The sequence below is a fragment of the Commensalibacter melissae genome (assembly GCF_009734185.1).
In the GTDB taxonomy this organism is placed as follows: Bacteria; Pseudomonadota; Alphaproteobacteria; order Acetobacterales; family Acetobacteraceae; genus Commensalibacter; species Commensalibacter melissae.
Window position 1 is genome coordinate 1,419,558 of sequence record NZ_CP046393.1, and the last position, 23,370, is coordinate 1,442,927.

Genomic DNA, 23,370 nt, shown 5'->3' on the forward strand with positions numbered 1-23,370 from the left:
TAATCACCGCATTAAAATTCTTCTAATTTTTCAAAGATATAGATTATAGTAAATTATAGAGTATAAATTTAAAGAGCTTCCGCCTTAATTGGCGGTCTATCGCTCGAAACTTATAAAAGAAGGATGTGTCAAGATGCGTCTTCGCACTGCATTGCTTGCAACGACTTTCGCGGTTGCTACTCCCGCCGCAGCGATGGCTAGCACAATTACTGGCCCTTATGTTAGCTTAGGTGGCGGTTATAACCTTGTTCAAACACAACATGCCCATTTCAAAAATGGTACCAATGCCGGTGGCAGGCTTGATAACGGTAAGGGAACCTCATCAAAACTGCGCCATAATACCGGTTTCACAACCATGGGTTCTTTTGGTTGGGGATTTGGTAACGGTCTCCGCGTGGAAGTTGAAGGTGTCTATAACTACTCCAACATCAGCGGACGTCATGGAACCCCTGTTTCCGCATACAAAACCAAAGGACATGACCAAGGTTATGGCGGATTGATCAATGTTCTTTATGATATTGACTTGCGTCAATTCGGCATTGACGTCCCTGTCACCCCATTCGTGGGTATTGGTGCCGGTTATCTCTGGCAAAATATGGCTCCATTAGATACAGTTTACCGTAATGGCAATAAAAACCGTATCGGTGGAACAGGTGGAAGCTTTGCCTATCAAGGTATCGTCGGTGCCGCCTATGATATCCCAGGCGTTCCAGGATTGGCAGTTACAACTGAATACCGTATGATGGGTCAATTGGATGATCATCGTTCATACAATTCAAGTGCATGGGTTGGCGGAAATCATTATAACAGCCACAGAGGCGTTAAAATGGATCACCGCTTCAATCATCAATTTATTCTGGGTCTGCGTTATGCATTTGACACCGCACCACCAGCACCTCCTCCAGCTCCACCAACTGTAGTTGCTCCACCACAACCATCTGTAGCTCGCACCTACCTAGTATTCTTCGATTTCGACAAATCAGCATTGACACCTCGTGCACGTGAAATCGTAAGAGAAGCTGCTCAGGCTTCAACACGTGTTCAAACAACACGTATCGAAGTTAACGGATATACAGATAACTCTTCTGCACATCCAGGTCCTCGTGGTCAACGCTATAACATGGGTCTTTCAATTAGACGTGCTAAAAGCGTGAAAGCTGAATTAATCCGTGACGGTGTTCCAGCAACAGCAATTGATATTCACGGTTATGGTGAATCTCATCCATTGGTTCCAACAGGACCAAATACACGTGAACCACAAAACCGTCGCGTAGAAATTATTCTTAAATAATTTTCAAGAAATTATCTGAATAATGTAAAAGAGATACTTAGAATTAAGTATCTCTTTTTATTTTGAAAAACAATCAGGCCAATTTATTTTTGAAGGTTCTTTTTGATATCAATCGGTCATAAACAACAATTTTTTCAATTTATCAAATTTGGTATTGTTGGATCATCCGGTCTGGGAATTGATATTCTAGCTGTATACTTGTTACGACCCTTAACTGGATTAACCATGGCAACCCTTGCTGCTTATTTTATAGCCGCAAGTTCTAACTGGTTCATAAACAGACTCTGGACATTTGGAAATATTAATCATCGTCATTCTATTTTTACACAATGGATACGATTTATTATGACCAATATTCTTGGTTTTTGTTGCAATAGAGGAGTTGTTTTCTTTTTATTTTTCCTAAATTCGTTTTTTAGGTACTATGCTTTTATACCTTTAATTATTGGTGCAATGACTGGAATGCTAGCGAATTTCCATTTATCGCGCAAATTGGTTTATAATGATTCTATATCAAAAAGGTAAATTATTTTTTCCAACGTTCCAAAAGGCAGTTTCCAATTGAACAACATCCTTAAACTTACGTAGAATCATTGGATAACGTTGTTCCGCCCCATACTGAAAAGCAATTTGATCCAGAAACATAATACTTTTCTTTACAAGACTGTAATAGCTATCACTTCCGTACGTTTCCAACCAAGATAAATACGGATGGTCCCTTTTATCAAATTCTTGATCATTTAATAAATTCAAACCGATTTCACCATACCCTATCAAACATGGTAGTATTAGAATTACGATATCTAACAAATCACCCTGCATACTTTTTGTAAGCAAATATTGACTGTATGCAATAAGCTCGATTGATTTCCTTTCATTTTCAATAAAATCAATTTCTATTCCCCATTGCTTGCAATATGATAAATGCAATGGAAGCTCTATTTCGATAAGCCCTTTCAATAATGATAAAAAATATTGCATTTCCCATAATGAATTACTTTTATAAATCGCTAGGGCCTCAACACGACTGTAATCAAGAAGATATAAATAATCCTGAACTAGATATTTTCTAAATTCCTCTGCCGGCAAGCTTCCCTTACCCAGCGCCTTGACAAACGGATGATGGATAAATTGTTGCCATTCCTTCTGGCAATCCTGTCGTAACCGACCAAATAATCCTTCAGAAAATAAAGAATACGTATTTTTATCATTATCAAACATTAAATCTTGACTTTCATGACAAAAGCTTAAATAGCTGTACTATAAAAAACATTTTGAATAATAATATATACGGTTAGATTAATTTCCATATTACTCTTATCCAGTTCGTTTAAAATATTATTTTAACATATCAGGATTGTTCATTCTACCATGTCCACAACAATGCCAAGCACAAATGAAATACGGTCGCACTTTTTGAATTATTTTTCTAAAAATGATCATCAAATTGTACCATCCTCATCTTTGGTTCCCCAGAATGACCCTACTCTGCTTTTTACAAATGCAGGAATGGTACAATTCAAAAATGTGTTTACCGGACAGGAACAACGTCCCTATTCACGTGCCACAACTGCACAAAAGGTTGTTCGGGCTGGTGGCAAGCACAATGATCTTGATAATGTTGGATATACCGCTCGTCATCATACTTTTTTTGAAATGCTCGGAAATTTCTCTTTCGGAGATTATTTTAAGGAAAAAGCAATCTATCTGGCATGGAACCTAATCACTGGCGAATTTAAATTACCCAGGGAAAAACTCCTTGTCACCGTTTATTCGGATGATAATGAAGCAGCTAATTTATGGAAAAAAATAGCTGGCTTTTCCGATGACCGTATTATCCGTATTAACAGTTCAGATAACTTCTGGCGTATGGGAGATACAGGCCCATGTGGACCATGTTCAGAAATTTTCTATGACCATGGCGAAGATGTATTTGGAGGCCCCCCAGGATCCAAGAACGAAGATGGAGACCGTTTCGTAGAAATATGGAATTTGGTTTTCATGCAATATTTTGAATATCCACCAGGTACACGAAATCCCTTACCCCGTCCATCAATTGATACAGGAATGGGATTGGAACGATTTGCCGCAATTATGCAAGGGAAAAGAGACAATTTTGATATTGATACTTTTCAGGTCTTGATCAGGGCATCTGCTGAAGTTACTAATACAGATCCATTTGGTCCCCATAAAGTCAGTCATCGTGTCGTTGCAGATCATCTTCGCTCTTCGGCTTTCCTTATTGCTGATGGTGTCTTACCGTCCAAAGACGGACGAGGTTATGTATTACGTCGTATTATGCGCAGAGCCATGCGTCATTTACACATGATCGGCACTCAACAACCGGTATTTTACAAGCTTTTACCTGCATTAATCGAGGAAATGGGAAGCGCCTATCCTGAACTGATACATTATGAAACTTTGATTTCTGAAACCTTATACAATGAAGAACAACGTTTCAAATCAATGCTGGATCGGGGTCTTTCCCTTTTGAATGAGGAAAGCGGCAAATTACCGTCACATGGTAAATTGTCTGGTGATATTGCTTTCAAACTGTATGATACTTATGGTTTCCCTCTGGATTTAACAGCTGACGCGCTTCGTGAAAAAGGATTGACCGTTGATCACGAAGGTTTTGATAAAGCCATGGCCGAACAACGTAACCGAGCCAGAGCCGCATGGGTTGGTTCCGGTGATAATGCAACTGAAACAATATGGTTTGAACTCAAGGATAAATTTGGATCATCTGAATTTCTTGGATACAAGAATAATAGGGCTGATGCTGAAATTCAGGCAATTATCATTGATGGTCAATTGGTAAACCAAGCAGAAAAAGGTAAAGAAATCAGTATCTTGTTAAACCAGACCCCCTTTTATGGTGAAAGTGGTGGTCAGGCTGGGGATCAAGGAATCATTTTCAATAAAAGCAGTATTATCGAGATTAAAGATACGCAGAAGAAACTTGGCGAACTGATCCTTCATCATGGAATTGTAAAAAAAGGCCAGATTAAAATCAATGATACGGTCACGGCTGAAATTGATACTGCTTACAGACAGACAATTCAGGCACATCATTCTGCCACCCATCTGTTACATCGTGCATTGAGAGAACAATTCGGGACACATGTCACCCAAAAAGGAAGTCTGAATACAGCAGAACGCTTAAGATTTGATTTCAGTCTCTCCAAACCGATTACACGCAATGAACTGGATATTGTCGAAGCTAAGGTTAATGCACAAATCCGGAAAAATTTACCGGTCAGAACGCAAATCATGACGCCGGAACAAGCTAGTAGACTTGGTGCAATAGCATTGTTCAATGAAAAATATGGTGAGGAAGTCCGTGTGGTTTCAATGGGAAATGGAAATGATATTGCCAATCCACAAACGGCATGGTCCATTGAACTTTGCGGTGGAACCCATGTCAATCGCACCGGAGATATAGGTTTATTTCATATAATTTCTGAAAGCGGGGTGGCTGCCGGAATAAGACGCATTGAAGCCGTTGCTGGTTTGGCCGCGGAAAATTATTTCAAACAGAATTTAAATATATTAAATGAAATAGCCTTTCTTCTTAATACTGCCTCTGTACAACTTACCGATAGAGTGCAGTTCTTATTAAACGAAAGAAAAGAGCTAAAACAGCAAATATCCAAATTGCAGCACCAATTGACAATCGGCAAAGACATGCAAAATGACATTGAAACAATCAATGGCATTGAACTTATTTTCCGTGATGTTGGTGAAATCCCGCCAAAAGAATTAAAACCTTTGGCTGAAAGTCTTGTTAAACAGCTTCAAAATGGAATAGCTGTCGTATTGTCATCCTTTGGTCACAAAGCATCCATCGTTGTTGCCGTAACTGCTGAATTAAGCAAAATTGTAAGTGCAATTGATTTGGTTAGAATGGCGAGTTCGATTGCGGGCGGTAAAGGTGGTGGTGGAAGACCAGATATGGCGCAAGCTGGAGGACCTGATATTAATAAGGCAAATGATATTTTTGAGAAAATAAAAAGCCATATCAATTCTTTATGATACTGAATTCAAGGCAGGCTCATCATGGCCTGCTTTTTCATTATAATTATTGGTTATTTATCCTGCATGATCATACTTTCGCCGTAAAATTGTACATAATATCATACAGTTAGCTGTTCAATTCATTCCGAAATGAAAGATCACAATATGTCGGAAAACAACCCTCAACTAACCCTCTTTGATATTTTAAAAGGTGTAAAGAAATTTCGAACGGATATTTATCCGGAACGTAAAGAATTATATTGTCAACTTGCCAATGGACAATCCCCTAAAACACTTTTCATAACTTGTGCAGACAGTCGAATAAGTCCTGAATCCCTGACCCAGCAACCTCCCGGAAATTTATTTGTCTTGCGTAATATTGGCAATATTGTACCTGCTTATGGTAACAGCTTCGGAGGAGTAACATCCGCAGTTGAATATGCAGTTTCCGCCCTAAAGGTTTCTACAATTATTATTTGTGGACATTCTGATTGTGGCGCGATGAGTGCCCTTATACATCCTGAAAAATTGAATTCAATGCCAGCCGTAAGAAAATGGTTGCAATATGCCGAAACAGCCCATGCCATTACGGATGCACTTTCTGCCACTGATGTCGGCCCCGAAAGCATCCAAAGTTTAACGGAACACAATGTCCTGCTTCAACTTGCACATTTAAGAACTCATCCTTCAGTTGCGGGTGCCTTGGCAAAAAAAGAAATCATACTTCAAGGATGGTATTATGATATTCCAAAAGGTAAGATTTATGTGTTAGATGAAGAAACAAGAAATGATATGACCGTCGATGAAGCTATTTTTATGTTGCAGAATCGTATCAACCAAAATACCAAATCTTAAGAAAACTATTGCTGTATTGAGCTGCTGGTTTGCTTTTTTTGCATCTTTTACGCTGCATGCCAGAACAATCAAGATAACCACCTGGAACACAGAGTGGTTATTATCAAAATCAGATTTTGATAAATATGAAATACCAAATGATATTCAAGCAAGACACTCCAAGAATTTCACAAGATTGTCTTTATATGCAAGAAAATTGAACAGCGATATAATTGCCTTACAGGAAGTGGGATCAGTCGAAACCGCAAGACGAATCCTTCCTGAAGACCAATATGATTTTTATATAACTCAGGATAATATCGCCCAACATCCTGTTTTGGCCATTCGAAAAAAACTTTCTTACAATATTATAAAAAACCCTGATCTTACCGCTTTGAGTAAGAATGACAAAACCCATATTTTACGAAGTGGTCTTGATCTTACCCTATACGATCATCGCATAAATATTCGAATTCTGGTTGTACATTTAAAGGCTCATTGCCCTGAAAGATCTCTTTATTCCCAACAAAAAGCATGTAATATCTTGAATCAACAGAAAATAATTATCCAAAAATGGATTGCAGACAGAATAAAAGACAAACAGGCTTTCATTATTTTAGGAGATTTTAACCGTATAGTGTCATTTAATGATGAATTTTTTCAATCCTTGTCAACAGAATCTAGTTTATCAATCCCAACATCTCAACTTGCTTCACCATGCTGGGGAGGCAATTATTTTCTCGATGGATTTATTTTGGATCCAATCTTAAGTGAATCCACTATTCCTAATACGTTAAAAGTATTGGTATACAAAGAAAAACAATATATGATGCATGCTGATCTGTCAGATCATTGTCCTGTCTCTTTAAATTTGTCTTTATAACAAAAAATGATTTGTTCTTTTTTCACCTAAGATTTTTTAAATTTCCTCAATAATAAAAGCCTTTTATCACCTAATTTTTAAAAGGATCAATCTCGCAAGAAAGGTTAACCCTTTTATGATTTAGACAATGAAATCAGTTAATATTAAAAACTATCGTCTCCCCAGCCTCCATCATCATCACCCCAGTCACCACCATCATCAGAGCCCCAATCAGCAGAATCTCCAGAATTACCCCAATTTGTATCATTTCCGCTGTTACTGAAACCATCATCAGCATAATTATCAAATCCGGCACCAGAATTGTTACCAGCATCAAAATTCGGATCAACTGCGGTACCCTCACCCGTAAAGGGATCACTGCCAGCTGCTGTTCCTGCAAGCGGATCATTCGGATCTGCAGCAGACATTGGTGCAGCACCATTAACTGCATGATGGCCACCAAACAATCCACTCAATGCATTATAAGCCATCATACCCCCGGCAACACCAGCTGCCGTTGACAATGCACTGCCTAAAAATCCATTTCCACCCCGATTAAACATTCCTCGTTGATAACCTGGGGGATAATTCACAGCCGGAGGTTGTTGCTGTCCATAAGGAGTATTCATAGACTGATTTGTTTGTGGTTGTGGCCGATTAGGATTTCCTCCCCACCCTGGCGGCATTTGTTGGGATTGAGGCGACATTTGAGTTTGCGACCGGTTTCCGCCACCAAAAAGCCCTCCCAGAAATCCTCCTGAACGAGGTTGGCTTGATTGGGCCTGAGCCTGTTTCAGCTGTTGAATCTGTTGTTGCATCTGCTGTAATTGCCATTCCAGCTGACGAATACGATTCTGAGATTCAACCAAGGCGGCTTCCTGAACAATGGCCATTTGTGTCATACGATAACCCGCTTCAGGATATTTCTGCAAATTACTGTTAATCAGTTGATTGGCTTCAGAATCAATAGGGGGTAACGGACTGGCTGTTCCAACCGTATTTGGAGAAGCTGTTTTTTTCCCACTGACACGTTCAAAAAATTGATTGATCAATTGCTGTTCGTCATTATTCATCTTTGATTAACCTTTAAAATTATCTTTGGATTTCTCTTTGTATTTTAATTATAAGACAAATTTTTGAAGATGATTCACTTTTCTTGTCATATCATCAAGATCGTATTATTTATTTAATCTTATTCGTAACCATCGATAGACTAAAAAATAATTAACACTTATTATTCGTTATTTTTGCATTCTTTTGGAATTATATAATTCATGCCATCGCATACACCCTTTCAACCAGCTTCAACAAAAAAAACGTTATCATTCCAGGGACTGATCTTAAAGTTACATGAATTCTGGAATTCTCAAGGTTGTGCATTATTACAACCTTATGATCTTGAAATCGGCGCGGGAACATTATCACCACACACGACATTACGAGCGTTGGGCGACAAACCTTGGAAAGCGGCCTATGTTCAACCCTGTCGGCGTCCAACAGATGGACGATATGGTGAAAACCCCAACCGTTTACAACATTATTATCAATATCAGGTTCTACTGAAGCCATCCCCTGAGAATAGTCAGGAACTATTGCTTGAAAGTTATAAAGCCATCGGTATCAATCCAAAAGAGCACGATATTCGTTTTGTTGAAGATGACTGGGAAAATCCCACAATTGGCGCGTGGGGACTTGGATGGGAGGTTTGGTGTGACGGTATGGAGGTCACTCAATTCACCTATTTCCAGCAGGTTGGCGGGATAACAACCTCTATTCCTTCAACTGAACTTACATACGGCCTTGAACGATTGGCCATGTATATTCAGGGCGTTGAGAATGTCTATGATTTGGCCTTCAATGATCACGGTCTGACCTATGGAGAGGTTTTTCTCAGGGCTGAAAAGGATTATTCCCGTTACAATTTTGAATGTGCAGACACGACCCTTTTATTCAATCATTTCAAGGATGCAGAAAAAGAATCCAATGCGTTGGTCCAACAGAAACTTGCTCAGCCAGCCTACGATCAGTGTTTGAAAGCAAGCCACTTATTCAACCTGCTTGATGCCCGTGGAGTCATCAGCGTGAATGAACGCGCTTCCTATATTGGTCGCATTCGTAATTTGGCAAAACAATGTTGTGAAACTTGGCTGGCAGAGGAAAAATAATATGTCGGAATTGTTTATTGAACTATTATCGGAAGAAATTCCCGCACGCATGCAAAAGCAAGCCATGGAAAATCTTAACCGTTTACTGAATAATGCGCTGATCAATCTTAATCCCACTGATGCTAAAACATTCTCCACACCAAGACGTATCGCTGTTTCTATGCAGATTGACGCTACCATTCCGGCACAAGAGCTGGAGGAAAGAGGACCACGAATTACAGCCCCAGAAAAAGCGTTAGAGGGTTTTTTACGCAAACATGCGGCTCAAAAAAAAGATTTGATTGAAGAGAACGGTTTTTGGGTTTTGAAAAAAATTAAGCCTGAACAATCAGCCAGCCAATTTATTCAAGAAAAAATTCCGCAACTTTTATGGCAATTCCCCTGGCCTAAATCACAGCGTTGGGGAAATGGCAGCCAATTTACATGGGTTCGCCCATTGCATCGCATCACCTGTATTCTAAATGGTGAGGTTGTTCCTTTTACCTTGGCAAAAGAAAATGATGATGCGCATGGATTATCCAGCGATCAAATCACTGAAGGCCATCGTTTTCTTTTTCCTTCCCCCTTTACCATCCACAATACAAAACAATGGCAGGAAACATTGTTTTCCCATTATGTTATTGCCGATTCTGAACAGCGTCGCAATAAAATTCTTGCAGACATATCCAAGCTTGCAGAAAATAACAAACTTCAACTCGTTTCTGATGAAGGACTTTTAAACGAAGTTACGGGACTTGTTGAATGGCCCGTCGCGTATATGGGTAAAATTGATTCCATTTTCATGGATTTGCCACAAGAAGTAATGCAAGTTTCAATGCGAGTGAATCAACGTTATTTTGCACTGAAAAATCAAGATGGCTCACCAGCAGCACGTTTTATTTTTATAGCGAATATTAGACCAGACGATGATGGTTCCTTAATCATTGCCGGAAATGAGCGTGTTTTGAGGGCACGTTTTGCCGATGCCCGTTATTTTTGGGAACAGGACCGTAAAACACAACTTGTATCATATAACAACTCATTAAATGATGTTATTTTTCATGCCAGACTCGGCAGCCAATACGAACGTGTGCAACGTATTGTCAAAGTTGCAGGCTTTCTTGCAAACGAACTTTGCGCCGATGTGGTTCATGCACAACGTGCTGCTTTACTTTGCAAGGCTGATCTTGCAACAGGAATGGTTGGTGAATTCCCGGAACTCCAAGGTATTATGGGGGGATATTATGCTCAACATGATAACGAAAATCCTGCCGTAGCACTTGCAATCAAGGAACATTACAAACCTTGTGGTCCAAAAGACCAGACACCCACTGAATCATGCTCTGTTATCGTTGCACTCGCGGATAAAATCGATTTGCTAACCGCATTTTTTGCCATAGGTGAAAAACCCAAAGGATCTGGTGATCCTTTTGCATTAAGACGGGCTGCCTTGGGGATTATCAGAATCATCCGTGAAAACAATCTCTCTCTTGATTTAGAAAAAGTATTTGAATTCTCCATTTCAACACTTCCGAAAGATTTACAACAAGCTTCAGATCTGAAATTTTTGGCAAATTTCATGAATGAACGACTTATTATTCAGTTACGAAGTGAGGGTTTACGACATGATATTTTATCAGCAGTTTCACAAAAAAATCATTTAACTGATATTTCCGAACTTCTTAAAAAAGTTAATGCCATAAATCAAATTCTTGAATCATCCGAAGGAAAAAATCTTCTGGCCGCTGTCAAAAGAGCAAGCAACATTCTCAGAATTGAAAACAAGAAAGACGGCCCTCATCACGGTGAACCCGATCCGTCTCTTTTCCATACTGATGAAGAAACAAATCTGTACAGTCATTTAAAGCAAGCTACACAAATGATTGAATCAGCACTTGATCATAAGAAGTTTGAATTTGCAATGAATACTATAGCTTCCTTACGCTCTGAACTGGACATCTTTTTTGATAAAACTATTATTAATGATCCAAATGAAATCATTCGTCATAATCGACTTAAACTTCTCAATCAAATTGATAATGTGGCTAACCTTATTGCTGATTTTAGCCAAATTGAAAAATAGTTATATTAGATTTTAGCTGGGTCTGTTAATTCATAAAACAGCTGGGGCTTGACTTTAAAATGAGGTGAATAGGCTGAATCATTTTTATAAACCGCCTTTTCACCCCATTTTTTTTCCATAAATTCCATTTCATATGTGAAGCGTTCTTGGTGTTCAGGTCTATCATCACTACCTCTTGAATAGCTTTCATGATGAATGGCAATCACATCCATGCACATAATAATTCGATAACCTGCCTCTCTTACTTTCAAACATAGATCGACATCGTTATATGCAATTTTTAAATTAATTTCATCAAATCCATCTACCTCATGAAAAACTGATGCCTTTACCAACATCATGGCCGCTGTTACTGCAGTCAATTCCTGTGATAATACAGAACGTCCGACATAACCAAAATCATTCTTGATCATCCCCCTATTCATATGTTGGGCAACTTCCCCAGGACCAACAATAATGCCTCCATGTTGTATTCTTCCATTCGGATATAACAGTTTGGCTCCCACAATTGCAATATCATCAGCAAATTCCGCCTCATTCAACATGATTTCCAGCCAATCCTCATTTTCAATAAATACATCATTATTTAAGAATAAATAAAAATCGGATTTTATTTTTTGAGCAGCCAGGTTATTCAAACGTGAAAAATTAAATTCTTCTTGTACTGTTAAAAAATTTACAGTCTTTTTTCGTGAATAGTTTTTTATAAACTCCAGAGTTTCTGGTTTTTTTGACCCATTATCAACCAATAATATATTATAGTGGCTATAATTGGTTTGGTCCAAAATACGGTCAACGCATTTTTTGGTAATTTCAATCTGATCTTTGAAAGGGATAATAATTGTAACAGTTGATTGCGGTATCTTATTCCATGCAACCTTATACATCGTAGCATTCTCTATCGAGCTTACCATAGTTTCTTGACCCTTACGTTTCAAATGATCACTTACACAGGCTATACCCGCTTTTACCGCATATTGTTTATTGGCGGTTGTTTCCGCTGTTGAATTCGGAGTAATACGCCAGTGATACAAAATCTCCTGAACATGATGAATTTGCGATGATTTTAAATATTCTGTCAATCGCAAAATAAAATCATGATCCTGTGCACCATTATATTGCGATGACAGAAAACCGACTTTTCTAACATAATCAACATGAATCATGACAAAATGACAAATATAATTACACCCTAACAAATAACGGTAATTAAAATCAGGTTTTAAATTGGGTTCGGTAAATTCACCATTGTTATCAAGCTTATCCTCATCTGAATAAACAAAATAGGCATTATGACACTGCGCCTCCATTATCATCATTTCCAATGCTTCAGGAACCAGCAGGTCATCATGATCAAAAAAAGCAATCCATTGACCTTTTACCTGTTTCAATCCTTCATTGGTAGCTTCGGAAATACCCATATTACATGTCAGTGTAATTGCCTTGATCCTGTTATCATACAAAACATATTTTTTGATTTCTCTCTGTATTGATGCTGATTTTCCTCCATCATCAATCAAAATCAATTCCCAATTTTTATAAGTTTGACATAAAACAGAATCAACAGCCTCCCTAAAATGAGATAAATCAGGTTTGTAAACAGGACATATAATTGAAATTTTGGGAGATTTAAGTTTTATCTTTAAATCTTTCAAATTTTGTCTTTTTTTATCAAGTAATTTTGGTAAACTCGAGAAATATTTTTGTGCCCATAGATGATATTCATCAATTACATATTCCGGATAAGCGATTAAATTTTTAATTTCACTTTTTAGGGAATTAATTTCATTATATAGACTATCTATATGCTGATTCATTATTAATAGTTTTTGTTCCAACAAATCATCAACAAGGCTTGTTTGATAGGGGCTGTTTTTCACTTCTATATAATCAGGCATTACATACACGCGAAATTCCGCCTTAAAACATTTTCGAAGCACTTTGGGTATAACAACCGCAAAACCGCATCTTGGCTCACCATTATAAGCATTTGCCACATCAGGACGATATCTATTGGCCTGAACCATTTGTAATTCAATCCCATTCATGACAACAAGAATTGAACAGTTTCCTATATATTCTCCTGTTTTCAAATCCTTTTTCAAAACCCATCCAACAATTGAACCATTCTTCCATCCATCAATAAAAGATTCATATTCAACAGAATCGTTATTTCTTAATAATTGAAAATATACATAGGATACTTGCTTATTATTCTGTTTTGAATCAGAGATTATAAAAGGTGTTTCATCAATAAATTGAAATGATAGTTTATGCTTCTTATTATCCCTGTATCTTTCTGGTATGGAAAATTGAAAACCGATATCGCCGCGAAAGAAATTCAGCTTTTGCTGGAGAGTTTTATTTTCAATATCGCATTTAATTTCAGAAATCTTTACATCATCGATAAAAGCAGAAACAATTGTAGGTTTTTCAGGTTTAACTACGTTAATTGCCCATCCCACAAATACTCCCTCTTCAACTCTTTGACAGAAACCCGTACAGCGAGATTGAGCATTCATGAACCCCATCCTTTTAGTTAACTTAAATTTACTATTTCTTGCAAAAAATTATAATTTTTCAAAAATAAATATCATTATAAAAAAAGGTATGTAAAATTTACATACCTTTATTGAACTTCATTTAATATTTTATCACATCAACGGGCTACTAAAACCATAATCATTTGACGATTTTCGATCTTGGAAGTTTGTTCTGGCTTTGCAACATCTTCCATATCAACACGGAATCGATCCAACAATTGAACACCCAGTTCTTGATGGGCCATTTCACGTCCACGGAAACGTAACGTGATTTTAACCTTGTCACCACCAGCAATAAAACGCTTTGCCGCGTTTAGTTTTACCTGATAGTCATTTTCATCAATATTTGGTCTTACCTTAATTTCCTTAATATCAATGACTTTTTGTTTTTTACGTGCCTCATTCTTTTTTTTCTGCTGTTCATATTTGAATTTGCCGTAATCAACAATTTTCGCTACTGGCGGATCAGCATTTGGACTGACTTCCAATAAATTCAGTCCAACAGCATAAGCCATTTTCAAAGCTTCACGTGTTGGCACAATACCTAACATTTCACCATCAGCACCAACCAGGCGAACCTGTGCAGCACGGATCTCATCATCAACCAAGGGTCCTTCACGATTAGTCGCAGGGGTTATCGATGTTTTTACTATGGTTAAGCTCCTTCTATAAATAAATCATTGAAAAGGGGATTACTTACTCAAAAATTAGAAAATTGAACTTATCAAAAAAATCAATCTTGTAAATAACCCATTTCCTAGATTTAATAATAAACAACTTCTTAAAACACTATAATAGATTTTAAAAAAACTATCTAGTCTTCACAATAAAATTTAGCCTTTCGCTGCGCAAAGGGAACTCGTCCTTTATCTGGCGGTGATGCCTCTCGAGACAGTTGATCCATGGCTTCATTCAAAGCCATGATCTCTTGTGATTTTCCACCCAATCGACGTACTGCCAATTGACGTTCTTCCGCCTCCTTGCGCCCAATAACCAAAATGACAGGAACATGTTGCAGACTATGTTCACGAATCTTTGCATTGATCTTTTCGTTTCTATCATCCAATTCCACACGAATTCCCTGGGCTTTCAGCAGGGCAACGACTTCTCGGGCATAATTCTCCACATCATTTACAATCGTTGCCACAACTACTTGGACAGGTGCCAGCCACAAAGGGAAATGACCTGCATATTGTTCTATCAAAATACCAATAAACCGTTCAAATGATCCTAAAATTGCCCGATGAAGCATAACTGGGCGATGTCTTGCGCTATCTTCTCCAATATAAGCCGTCTTAAGCCGTTCTGGCAGAACATAGTCAACTTGCAACGTGCCACATTGCCAATCCCTTCCTATCGCATCACGTAAAACAAATTCCAGTTTGGGGCCATAAAAAGCGCCTTCCCCTTTATTAAGCTCAAATTCTACACCAACCTGTTTACAGGCTTCCTTCAAGCTATTTTCAGCACGATCCCAAATCGCATCATCTCCCGCTCTTTTTTCTGGACGATCAGAAAATTTGATGCGAAAACTCTCGAAACCAAGATCTTTGTATACTTCTGACAACATTTGGACAAACAAGGCTGTTTCAGAAGTAATTTGATCTTCTGTACAAAAAATATGCGCATCATCCTGAACAAATGACCGAACACGCATAATCCCATGTAGTGCTCCAGAAGGTTCGTAACGGTGACAGGCTCCAAATTCCGCCATCCGAAGGGGAAGCTCACGATAGGAACGCAATGTATGATTGAATATTTGGATATGACATGGACAGTTCATGGGTTTCAAAGCGTAAATGCGATCTTCATCCTCAACGGAAGCAATAAACATATTTTCCTTGAATTTGTCCCAATGCCCTGATGCCTCCCATAATGAACGGTCAACAAGTTGGGGGGTTCGCACCTCCTCATATCCATAACGACGTTGGACACGCTGCATATAAGCCTGTAATTCGGTATAAATTTGCCATCCTTTGGGATGCCAGAATACGGAACCTACGGCTTCATCCTGCAGATGGAAAAGATCCATCTCTTTTCCAATCCGTCTGTGATCGCGTTTTGTCGCTTCTTCCAATTGCGTCAGATAGGCATCAAGCTCTTTTTGATCACGCCATGCCGTTCCATATATACGTGACAGCATGGCATTTTTTGAATCCCCACGCCAATATGCACCAGCAACCTTCATCAGTTTAAAAGCTTTACCGACATCCCCGGTCGTTCTTAAATGCGGTCCACGGCAAAGGTCAAGCCACTCCCCCTGTCTATAAACTGTGATCGTTTCTGTTTCTGGCAAATCCCGAATGAGCTGGGCTTTATAATGCTCCCCATTGGTTTCAAAATATTCAATTGCTTTCTGCCGAGGCAGAACCTCTCTGACAAAAGGTTCATTACGCGCAATAATCTCATGCATTTTCTGTTCAATTTTACCAAGATCCTCTGGCTTGAAAGGTTCTTCACGGGCAAAATCATAATAAAAACCGTCCTCAATAGCTGGACCAATAGTAACCTGGGTTCCCGGATATAGTTCCTGTACTGCCTGGGCAAGTACATGGGCAGCATCATGACGGATTAACTCTAACGCCGCCGCATCTTTTTTTGTAATGAATTTTACTGACGAATCTTCATATATTTCAGTTAATAAATCGACTAATTTTCCATTCAGCTCCATTGCTAAAGCTGCACGGGCCAAACCTGCCCCAATAGATTGTGCAATACTTAAACCCGTAACCGATCCTTCATATTCACGAACAGATCCATCAGGCAAGGTAATAGATGGCATACTTAAAACTCCAGAACGCTATAATAAACCTAATAATAAACTTTAATGAACCCAGTTCAATTCTTGTGCAACCTTTTTTACGGAAAGATTTCTTAAATCCGCCTCATACAATATTTTGACATGTTTTCCACGTGGTGCGGTCAGCGCAGGATTACTTGATGATGAAAACAAAACAACAGAACACCCCCCCACCAATGCGGCAATATGCATTGGTCCTGTATCATTTCCGAGCGAAAATTGTGCATTTTTCATTAAGTGCCCCAACTGAAACAAACTTGTTTTACCAATCAAGTTCATTGCCTTCGGACATAATTGCAAAATCTGTCGGGAAATCTCTTTCTCTTCTTTTCCTCCAGCAATTATAGGGATCAACCCTTTTTCAAGACATATATTCGCAATCTCACCATAATACTGAATAGGCCATCTTTTCTCCATACGTCGTGCCGAGCAACCAGGAACTAACACAACATAGGGTCGATCCATGGAAAAATCAATCATTTCGGATAAAAACCAGGATAAATCAAGCTCGGGATAATCAGTTATACCAACCTTGCTTAACTGATCTTTCTGGCGATCAAATGTATGCAAGCGATTACGCTCCTCATTGTCATGTCTATGCGATGCTGTTTTTGCAATCGCCGATCCTTGTCTCTGTCCTGTAAACCTAAAGTAACGTGTCGATCGATGAGAAGTTTGTAAATCAAAGATATAATCATATCCCCGTAGTTTTTTCACTAGCCTAATCAATCCCGCAATATTGAACCAGGAAGGTTTATCATCAACAATAACACGATCAAACCAAGGTGATCTTTTAGCCAGATCAACAAATGGTGCAGATGTTAACAAGGTGATCTCTGCATTGGGATAATACTGACGAATGGCCGCAAACGGGTAAAAACTTTGGATAAAATCCCCCAAAGCACCCAAACGTATAATCAAGATTCTTTTAACTGACATCATTGATCTTTAATTTGTTTTCAGCAGGTAATATCTCGTTATAAACAGAAAGGGTTTTGCATTGCATCTGTTGCAAAGTATATTTTTTTTGAACCGCCTCCCGGGCAAGCCGACCGATCCAATTTAAATCTGCATCTGTTTTTTCCATCAACTGATCCAAAACAAATACCAAATTATTAACACTGCCGGGCTTAAAAAGGTAACCTGTAACATTTTCTTCAACTGTTTCTGCCGCCCCACCATGATTGGCAACAACCACAGGTTTCTCCATAGCCTGGGCCTCAATTACGACACGTCCAAAAGGTTCAGGTTTAAGGGAAGGTACTACAACGATATTTGCCAGTGCATAGACCGCAGGCATATCCTGGCTATTTCCCACAAAATAAATCGAATTTTTTATTTTTAGATAATCGGCTAAGGCAAGCAACTCTTTTAAAAAATGATCTTTTTCTTTGGCGGGACCGACAAAAATGCAGATCCAGTTCGGATGATTGAATTTTAATTCAGCAAAAGCCTGCAATAATAATTTATGTCCCTTCCACTCCGTAATTCTTCCCGGCAATAACAGGATCTTTTGCTCTTCAGAAATTCCCCAACTCTGTGCCAATGAACTTATTCGGTTACCTAACGGCAAACTCGGATCAAAAATAGTTAGATCAACCCCGCGTGGAATGATACATAGTTTTTGCTGGTTGACATGATATTCTTGTTGTAAATGATTAGCAATATAATGACTGATCGCTATCACCTTTTCCCCTTTGGTCATTACCTGGTTGTACCAACGTTTTCCGAACCATTTGGCCTGAAAAACTCCGTGCCAGGTTGTGACAAAACGGATATGACATTTTTTTACTGCCAACCATGCAGACCATGCCGGCGCTCTTGAACGTGCATGAACAATATCTACTTTATAATACTGGATAATCTTAATTAACGCATAATGATTTTTCCAGATTATCCACGGATTTTTTGAGCTTAGCGGTAAATGAATGTAAATTGCCCCAATTTTTTCGAGATAATGCTGCCATATTCCATCTTCACTGGCTACAATTGCAATGCCACCCGCCTGTATGATTGCTTTTGCCATATCAACAGTTCCCCGCTCTACCCCACCTGTACCCAATGCTGGTAGAACTTGCAATATGACCGGTTTATTTTCCATTCCGACTAAAATTTCATTAAAAATCTAAATCGGCATAATATTTGGGAGGGACTACACCACTTACCCGATCATTTAACAAGGCACGAAAACTGGGACGGGATTTTATCCGAACATACCAATCCTTTACCATTGGATATTTATCCCAGTTAATATCACCAATATAATCCAAGCTGGAAAGATGGGCTGCAGCGGCAAAATCAGCAATTGACAAATTATTTCCTGCCAGCCAAACCCTGTTTTCAGCTAGATAGGCAATATAATCAAGATGAAATTTTATATTCTGGTAGCCTTCTCTCAATGCTTGAGCATTGGGATTGCTATTTCCAAAAAGACGTTTGAACATTTTCTCAAACAGTAAATTTCGAGTGATTTCTCGATTGAATTTGTCATCAAACCAGGCAACCAATCGTCGCACCTCCACTCTTTCCGCCAAAGTGCGACCCATTAATAACGTGTCAGGATAGGCTTCTTCCAAATATTCGCTGATCGCATAGGAATCACAAATAGCCAGACCCGTTTCTTCTACCAGGACAGGAACGGTACCAGCAGGATTCATCGACAGGAATTCATCCCGTTTTTTCCATACAGCTTCGGTCATCAATTCAAAAGATAACCGTTTTTCTGCCATTATCAGCCGAATTTTACGACTGAAAGGACAAAGGGGAAGATGATACAATATTCGCATAAAGCCTTGCCATTATTCCACAAAATCTCTTTAGTGTAACATAATATGTTTTTTTACTGAAAATATTTTAAAATCAGTTTATCACTACAGTTTAACCATATAGCTTAACTTTTAATCAATTATAAAGGCTTAAATTCATCTTTTAAAAAATTACAAGATATTTATTTTTTCGTATATTATTATTTTATTTTTCAACTTTATCAAAACGTAATAATTTAGACGTCATTAATTTATTGATCTGTCAAACAGGAAATACACTCGTGGTGCATCATTCTTCGCATTCACTGCCCCCCTTACGGATCCGAGGCCGTTCGTTTTTGGCACTGGTTCTTTCACCAAAAGCCCCTCTTGTAAATTGGTTACAAAGCCTAGACGAACAAATTAAACGTTCTTCACAATTTTTCTATGGCAAACCTGTTATTCTCAATCTTGAACTCTTGACGGGCGATGAAGAAGGATTGGAAAAACTTTATCATGAACTTTTAGGCAGAAATATTCAGATTATCAGTATGGAAGGATTGCCATCCAACCCTTCTGCATTAAAGGACTGGCCTAGAAATTTCATTCTTACAGGAGGAAAGAATATCGACAATTTAAATCCCCCGATCGATTCTCCAGCTAAAAATCAATCCGTTCCTTGCTATATTACTGATGATCCCGTTCGATCAGGACAAAGCATTTTTTTTCCGGAAGGGGATATAATTGTTGTTAATTCTGTTGCATCGGGAGCGGAAATTAGCGCCGGTGGATCCATTCATGTTTACGGCGCCCTGCGGGGACGCGCTATTGCCGGTATAAGTGGACAACCCAATGCCAGAATATTCACCAGTCATATGGCAGCAGAACTATTGGCTATTGATGGATATTACATGACAGCAGAAGAAATTCCAGAGGCTTTTAACAATAAATCTGCACAGGTTTTTTTAAAAGAGAATGTTATTACTGTAACTAATCTAACAAAAACAAGGTAAATAATATTATATTCTGATATTTTTAGTGTTTTATTTGCCGTAAAATGATATTTTTAACATATTGAAAATGGATTATCATAAAGGAACAAGTATGTCGAAGGTAATCGTTATTACCTCAGGTAAAGGCGGGGTTGGTAAAACGACAACAACCGCAGCGATTGGAGCGGCCCTCGCCCAGACAGGACAAAAGGTTGTCGTCATTGATTTTGATGTCGGTTTAAGAAATCTTGACCTTGTAATGGGATCAGAAAGACGTGTGGTGTTTGATTTTATCAATGTAATACAAGGTGAAGCCACGCTTTCTCAAGCATTGATTAAAGATAAACGTATCGAAACCCTTTTCATTCTAGCCGCCTCCCAAACACGGGACAAAGACGCCTTGACTGAAGAGGGTGTCAAAAAGGTTATTGAGGAATTAAAAGAGAAGTTTGACTGGATAATTTGTGACAGTCCGGCCGGAATTGAACGCGGTGCTAAAATGGCCATGCATTTTGCTGATGAGGCTATTGTCATTACCAATCCCGAAGTATCCTCGGTTCGTGACAGTGATCGTATCATAGGCATCCTTGACAGTACAACTGATAAAGCCCAAAAAGGTGAAAAAATTAACAAACACCTGTTAATTACACGTTATGCAACAAACAGGGCAGCCCATGGCGACATGCTTAACACAGATGATATACTTGATATTCTTTCCATTCCCTTGATTGGTATCATTCCTGAAAGTGAGGAAATTCTCAAGGCTTCAAATATAGGTACTCCGATAACACTTTCTGCACCCAACTCTGCTCCTGCCCGTGCCTATGTAGATGCAGTTAAACGCTTGCAAGGAGAAAAAATAGACATTACCATTCCGACTGACAAAAAAGGGTTTTTTGACTGGTTGTTAAAGAGGAATAGATGATGAGTTTTTTATTTTCAAATTTCTTTAATAAAAAAAGTTCAGCGCCCGTTGCCAAGGATCGTTTACAGATCCTGCTGGCTCATGAACGTTCTTCTTCCAGCAATCAAAATGATTCAGATTTATTGCAAAAATTACAAAAAGAAATTATGGCGGTTATCCAAAAGCATATCTCCATTGATCAAGAAAAAATTCAGGTCAAAATTGATCAAAGATCTGCCTGTTCAACATTGGCTATTGATATTGAGGTTCCCCAACAACGTCAAAAAAAATTTTGATTTATACTTGATAATATCGATAGACTTTTATTATGTATTTGAGGAGCTTGTTATTGATCTAGAATAAAACTCCTCAACATTTATTTAGAAATGAACTTTTTTATCAAGCTCTTTCAAACCTCTTTTTCCATAATTGAAGGATGCAATACGGTCTGCTGAATCCTGAACTTTTTTGGGTATGTCAAAAGGATCAATCATAATTTCAACAATACGCGGTACTAAAGTATCATTTTCCAGTTTTTCCAGGCTTGTTTCCAATTCATCCTCAGTTCTGACTTGATAGTATGAATAGGGTTTATTATCACTCAAAGCATCAAATAGTTTATGATAGTTCCATTCAGGAATATCATTAAACGAGGAATATAACCCCATAATGCTGCGTTCGATTGTATAACCTTTATTATTCACCAAAAAAATGATTGGATTAAGATCATGCGCAAAAAAAGCTGATACTTCCTGCGCTGTTAATTGGAATGACCCATCCCCGACAAATAATATTTGGCGCCGTTTAGGTGCTGCCATTAATGAACCAAACAAGGCAGGCAATGAATACCCGATTGATAACCACAAAGGCTGATTAATGATGGTAATTCCGGCAGGAAGAGCCAATCCCCTGACACCTCTCATCGAGGTGCCTGCATCCGTAACAATGACATCATTTTCCTGAATGAAATGATCCATTTTTGTCCAAAAACGATTGAGGATTAATGCCTTGCCCTTTTCAACTGTCCATGAATGTTTTTTATTTTTATGAATGGAAGAGAATAAATTTGACTGTCGGGACAAGTCATTTTTTATTAGGCTTTTCAATAGGTCTACAGCACAGACATCCTCAAACACTTTTTTACCAACGATAGTGCTGAAGGGCATGATATTGATCATATTTTCTGGAATATTCTGCGTAAAATACCCAGAATTACTGTCTGTAAATTTTACGTTAATTCCTATTAAGCAATCAGAATTTTCAATGATATCTAAAACGGATCTGACAGAAGCCCCGCCATTATATTCACCAACCCATTGCAATAAACCCTGATCCAAAATTGCCTGTGCCGCTGATTGGGTGGCAAATGGAATATTCAATTTTTCGATAAGTTCTTGCGTAAGTTCTCTAAGTCCAAATCGATCTATGGCATTACCCAGCAGCATAGCCGGGCGTTCAGCATGTCGCAGACGTTCTTTAATGCCATGCAAAAGATTTGAAAGTTGTAAGGAATCACTCATTTGTAATGAACAGACCAGTTTGTCATCAGGGACATCAATCTCGAAAAACGTTATATCCGATGGGATTTGAATATAAACAGGTCTTTTTTCCCGTTTGCAAACTTTCAATACACGATCAATTTCCCCCACTGCATTTTGTGGCGTAAGGCGCGCCTGAGCGACAGTATAGGAGCGGTAACAATTCATGACATCTTCATAATTACCCTCCGCCGTGGTATGATGCAAAAAGGATCTTTGATTTATACTGTGTAAAGGTGGCGCTCCAGAAAGACAAACCATTGGCACGTATTCGGCATATGCTCCTGCAACACCATTAAGGGCACTCAGGTCACCAACACCATATGTTGTTAGTATTGCAGAAATTCCATTTAAACGTGCATAACCATCCGCAGTATAGGCCGCGTTCAACTCATTACGATTTCCAACAAATTTTATATCTTTTCTTTTTTCTGCCTGCATCAAAAATTGAAGATTATAATCCCCAGGCACACCAAAAATTGTGTTGATCCCAATTTGAGATAATCTATCCAATAAGAAATCCCCAATTGTTTTTTTCATATATTATCTCCTAATTTTACAATGTATTTCTTAAAATAGTCTTAAATTTAGAGACTGTTATCTCAATTGAAGAATCTC

General features: G+C 38.4%; 19 protein-coding genes. 10 read left to right on the forward strand and 9 right to left on the reverse strand.

The features are described 5' to 3' along the window. Nucleotides 1-133 precede the first annotated feature (133 nt). Entirely contained in the window at nt 134-1,291 is a 1,158-nt protein-coding gene (locus GN303_RS06275; protein WP_110438312.1) for an OmpA family protein, read from the forward strand. Nucleotides 1,292-1,393: 102 nt separating this feature from the next. Then, complete coding sequence (locus GN303_RS08945; protein ID WP_110438313.1) at nt 1,394-1,816, forward strand: GtrA family protein; 423 nt, start codon at nt 1,394-1,396, stop codon at nt 1,814-1,816. On the opposite strand, the gene tenA is transcribed toward GN303_RS08945, so the two are convergent. Further along, nucleotides 1,805-2,512: a thiaminase II gene (gene tenA, locus GN303_RS06285; RefSeq protein WP_110438314.1), complete on the reverse strand. Its 708-nt coding sequence runs from the start codon at nt 2,510-2,512 to the stop codon at nt 1,805-1,807. The genes GN303_RS08945 and tenA overlap by 12 nt on opposite strands. A 162-nt stretch (nt 2,513-2,674) precedes the next feature. Between tenA and alaS the strand changes: the two genes are divergently transcribed. From alaS to GN303_RS06300, 3 genes are all read left to right on the forward strand, one after another. Further along, nucleotides 2,675-5,326 (forward strand): alanine--tRNA ligase, encoded by a 2,652-nt coding sequence (gene alaS / locus GN303_RS06290; protein WP_110438611.1) that lies wholly within the window; start codon nt 2,675-2,677, stop codon nt 5,324-5,326. A 147-nt stretch (nt 5,327-5,473) separates the two neighbouring features. Next, a complete protein-coding gene (locus GN303_RS06295; protein ID WP_110438315.1) occupies nt 5,474-6,163 on the forward strand; it encodes a carbonic anhydrase in 690 nt (229 codons plus the stop codon). Between the two features lie 16 nt (nt 6,164-6,179). Further along, nucleotides 6,180-7,025 carry an exonuclease/endonuclease/phosphatase family protein gene (locus GN303_RS06300; RefSeq protein WP_146206648.1) on the forward strand — a complete coding sequence of 282 codons (846 nt, stop codon included), beginning with the start codon at nt 6,180-6,182 and terminating at the stop codon, nt 7,023-7,025. Nucleotides 7,026-7,168: 143 nt separating this feature from the next. Here GN303_RS06300 and GN303_RS06305 read toward each other — a convergent pair whose 3' ends face one another. Beyond that, on the reverse strand, nt 7,169-8,077 hold the full coding sequence (locus GN303_RS06305; RefSeq protein ID WP_110438317.1) for a DUF2076 domain-containing protein: 909 nt from the start codon (nt 8,075-8,077) through the stop codon (nt 7,169-7,171). A gap of 201 nt (nt 8,078-8,278) precedes the next feature. On the opposite strand from GN303_RS06305, the gene GN303_RS06310 reads away from it, so the two are divergent. Continuing rightward, the gene (locus GN303_RS06310; protein WP_110438318.1) at nt 8,279-9,169 is read left to right on the forward strand and encodes a glycine--tRNA ligase subunit alpha; all 891 of its coding nucleotides are present in this window, start codon (nt 8,279-8,281) and stop codon (nt 9,167-9,169) included. A 1-nt stretch (nt 9,170) separates the two neighbouring features. Then, nucleotides 9,171-11,231: a glycine--tRNA ligase subunit beta gene (gene glyS / locus GN303_RS06315; protein ID WP_110438319.1), complete on the forward strand. Its 2,061-nt coding sequence runs from the start codon at nt 9,171-9,173 to the stop codon at nt 11,229-11,231. Between the two features lie 5 nt (nt 11,232-11,236). Here glyS and GN303_RS06320 read toward each other — a convergent pair whose 3' ends face one another. The 6 genes from GN303_RS06320 to fzlA all read right to left on the reverse strand — a co-directional run bounded on the left by GN303_RS06320 (nt 11,237) and on the right by fzlA (nt 19,360). Next, nucleotides 11,237-13,753, reverse strand: coding sequence for a glycosyltransferase family 2 protein (locus GN303_RS06320; RefSeq protein ID WP_158523856.1), 2,517 nt, complete (start codon nt 13,751-13,753; stop codon nt 11,237-11,239). A gap of 137 nt (nt 13,754-13,890) precedes the next feature. After that, nucleotides 13,891-14,412 carry a translation initiation factor IF-3 gene (gene infC / locus GN303_RS06325; protein WP_110438321.1) on the reverse strand — a complete coding sequence of 174 codons (522 nt, stop codon included), beginning with the start codon at nt 14,410-14,412 and terminating at the stop codon, nt 13,891-13,893. A 176-nt stretch (nt 14,413-14,588) separates the two neighbouring features. Continuing rightward, entirely contained in the window at nt 14,589-16,556 is a 1,968-nt protein-coding gene (thrS, locus tag GN303_RS06330) for a threonine--tRNA ligase (RefSeq protein ID WP_110438322.1), read from the reverse strand. Between the two features lie 42 nt (nt 16,557-16,598). Beyond that, on the reverse strand, nt 16,599-17,513 hold the full coding sequence (locus tag GN303_RS06335; protein ID WP_231504011.1) for a glycosyltransferase family 9 protein: 915 nt from the start codon (nt 17,511-17,513) through the stop codon (nt 16,599-16,601). Continuing rightward, entirely contained in the window at nt 17,503-18,675 is a 1,173-nt protein-coding gene (locus GN303_RS06340; protein ID WP_110438324.1) for a glycosyltransferase family 4 protein, read from the reverse strand. Before GN303_RS06340 ends, GN303_RS06335 begins: the two co-directional genes overlap by 11 nt. A 16-nt stretch (nt 18,676-18,691) precedes the next feature. After that, the gene (gene fzlA, locus GN303_RS06345) at nt 18,692-19,360 is read right to left on the reverse strand and encodes an FtsZ-binding protein FzlA (RefSeq protein WP_110438325.1); all 669 of its coding nucleotides are present in this window, start codon (nt 19,358-19,360) and stop codon (nt 18,692-18,694) included. Between the two features lie 263 nt (nt 19,361-19,623). Between fzlA and minC the strand changes: the two genes are divergently transcribed. From minC to minE, 3 genes are all read left to right on the forward strand, one after another. Next, nucleotides 19,624-20,331, forward strand: coding sequence for a septum site-determining protein MinC (minC, locus tag GN303_RS06350; RefSeq protein ID WP_110438612.1), 708 nt, complete (start codon nt 19,624-19,626; stop codon nt 20,329-20,331). 91 nt (nt 20,332-20,422) lie between these two features. Continuing rightward, nucleotides 20,423-21,235, forward strand: a complete 813-nt coding sequence (minD, locus tag GN303_RS06355; RefSeq protein WP_110438326.1) for a septum site-determining protein MinD — start codon at nt 20,423-20,425, stop codon at nt 21,233-21,235. Beyond that, a complete protein-coding gene (gene minE / locus GN303_RS06360; RefSeq protein WP_110438613.1) occupies nt 21,235-21,510 on the forward strand; it encodes a cell division topological specificity factor MinE in 276 nt (91 codons plus the stop codon). Before minD ends, minE begins: the two co-directional genes overlap by 1 nt. An 84-nt stretch (nt 21,511-21,594) precedes the next feature. On the opposite strand, the gene GN303_RS06365 is transcribed toward minE, so the two are convergent. After that, nucleotides 21,595-23,292, reverse strand: a complete 1,698-nt coding sequence (locus tag GN303_RS06365) for an alpha-keto acid decarboxylase family protein (protein ID WP_110438327.1) — start codon at nt 23,290-23,292, stop codon at nt 21,595-21,597. Nucleotides 23,293-23,370: the final 78 nt, after the last annotated feature.

Bases quoted from the DNA above. Each gene is read 5' to 3' on its own strand.
- GN303_RS06275 (WP_110438312.1), top strand. From the start codon at position 134: ATGCGTCTTCGCACTGCATTGCTTGCAACGACTTTCGCGGTTGCTACT.
- GN303_RS06320 (WP_158523856.1), bottom strand. From the start codon at position 13,753: ATGAATGCTCAATCTCGCTGTACGGGTTTCTGTCAAAGAGTTGAAGAG.
- GN303_RS06340 (WP_110438324.1), bottom strand. From the start codon at position 18,675: ATGGAAAATAAACCGGTCATATTGCAAGTTCTACCAGCATTGGGTACA.
- thrS (WP_110438322.1), bottom strand. From the start codon at position 16,556: ATGCCATCTATTACCTTGCCTGATGGATCTGTTCGTGAATATGAAGGA.
- tenA (WP_110438314.1), bottom strand. From the start codon at position 2,512: ATGTTTGATAATGATAAAAATACGTATTCTTTATTTTCTGAAGGATTA.
- GN303_RS06305 (WP_110438317.1), bottom strand. From the start codon at position 8,077: ATGAATAATGACGAACAGCAATTGATCAATCAATTTTTTGAACGTGTC.
- minE (WP_110438613.1), top strand. From the start codon at position 21,235: ATGAGTTTTTTATTTTCAAATTTCTTTAATAAAAAAAGTTCAGCGCCC.
- fzlA (WP_110438325.1), bottom strand. From the start codon at position 19,360: ATGCGAATATTGTATCATCTTCCCCTTTGTCCTTTCAGTCGTAAAATT.
- GN303_RS06335 (WP_231504011.1), bottom strand. From the start codon at position 17,513: ATGTCAGTTAAAAGAATCTTGATTATACGTTTGGGTGCTTTGGGGGAT.
- GN303_RS06295 (WP_110438315.1), top strand. From the start codon at position 5,474: ATGTCGGAAAACAACCCTCAACTAACCCTCTTTGATATTTTAAAAGGT.
- minD (WP_110438326.1), top strand. From the start codon at position 20,423: ATGTCGAAGGTAATCGTTATTACCTCAGGTAAAGGCGGGGTTGGTAAA.
- alaS (WP_110438611.1), top strand. From the start codon at position 2,675: ATGCCAAGCACAAATGAAATACGGTCGCACTTTTTGAATTATTTTTCT.
- GN303_RS06310 (WP_110438318.1), top strand. From the start codon at position 8,279: ATGCCATCGCATACACCCTTTCAACCAGCTTCAACAAAAAAAACGTTA.
- glyS (WP_110438319.1), top strand. From the start codon at position 9,171: ATGTCGGAATTGTTTATTGAACTATTATCGGAAGAAATTCCCGCACGC.
- GN303_RS06365 (WP_110438327.1), bottom strand. From the start codon at position 23,292: ATGAAAAAAACAATTGGGGATTTCTTATTGGATAGATTATCTCAAATT.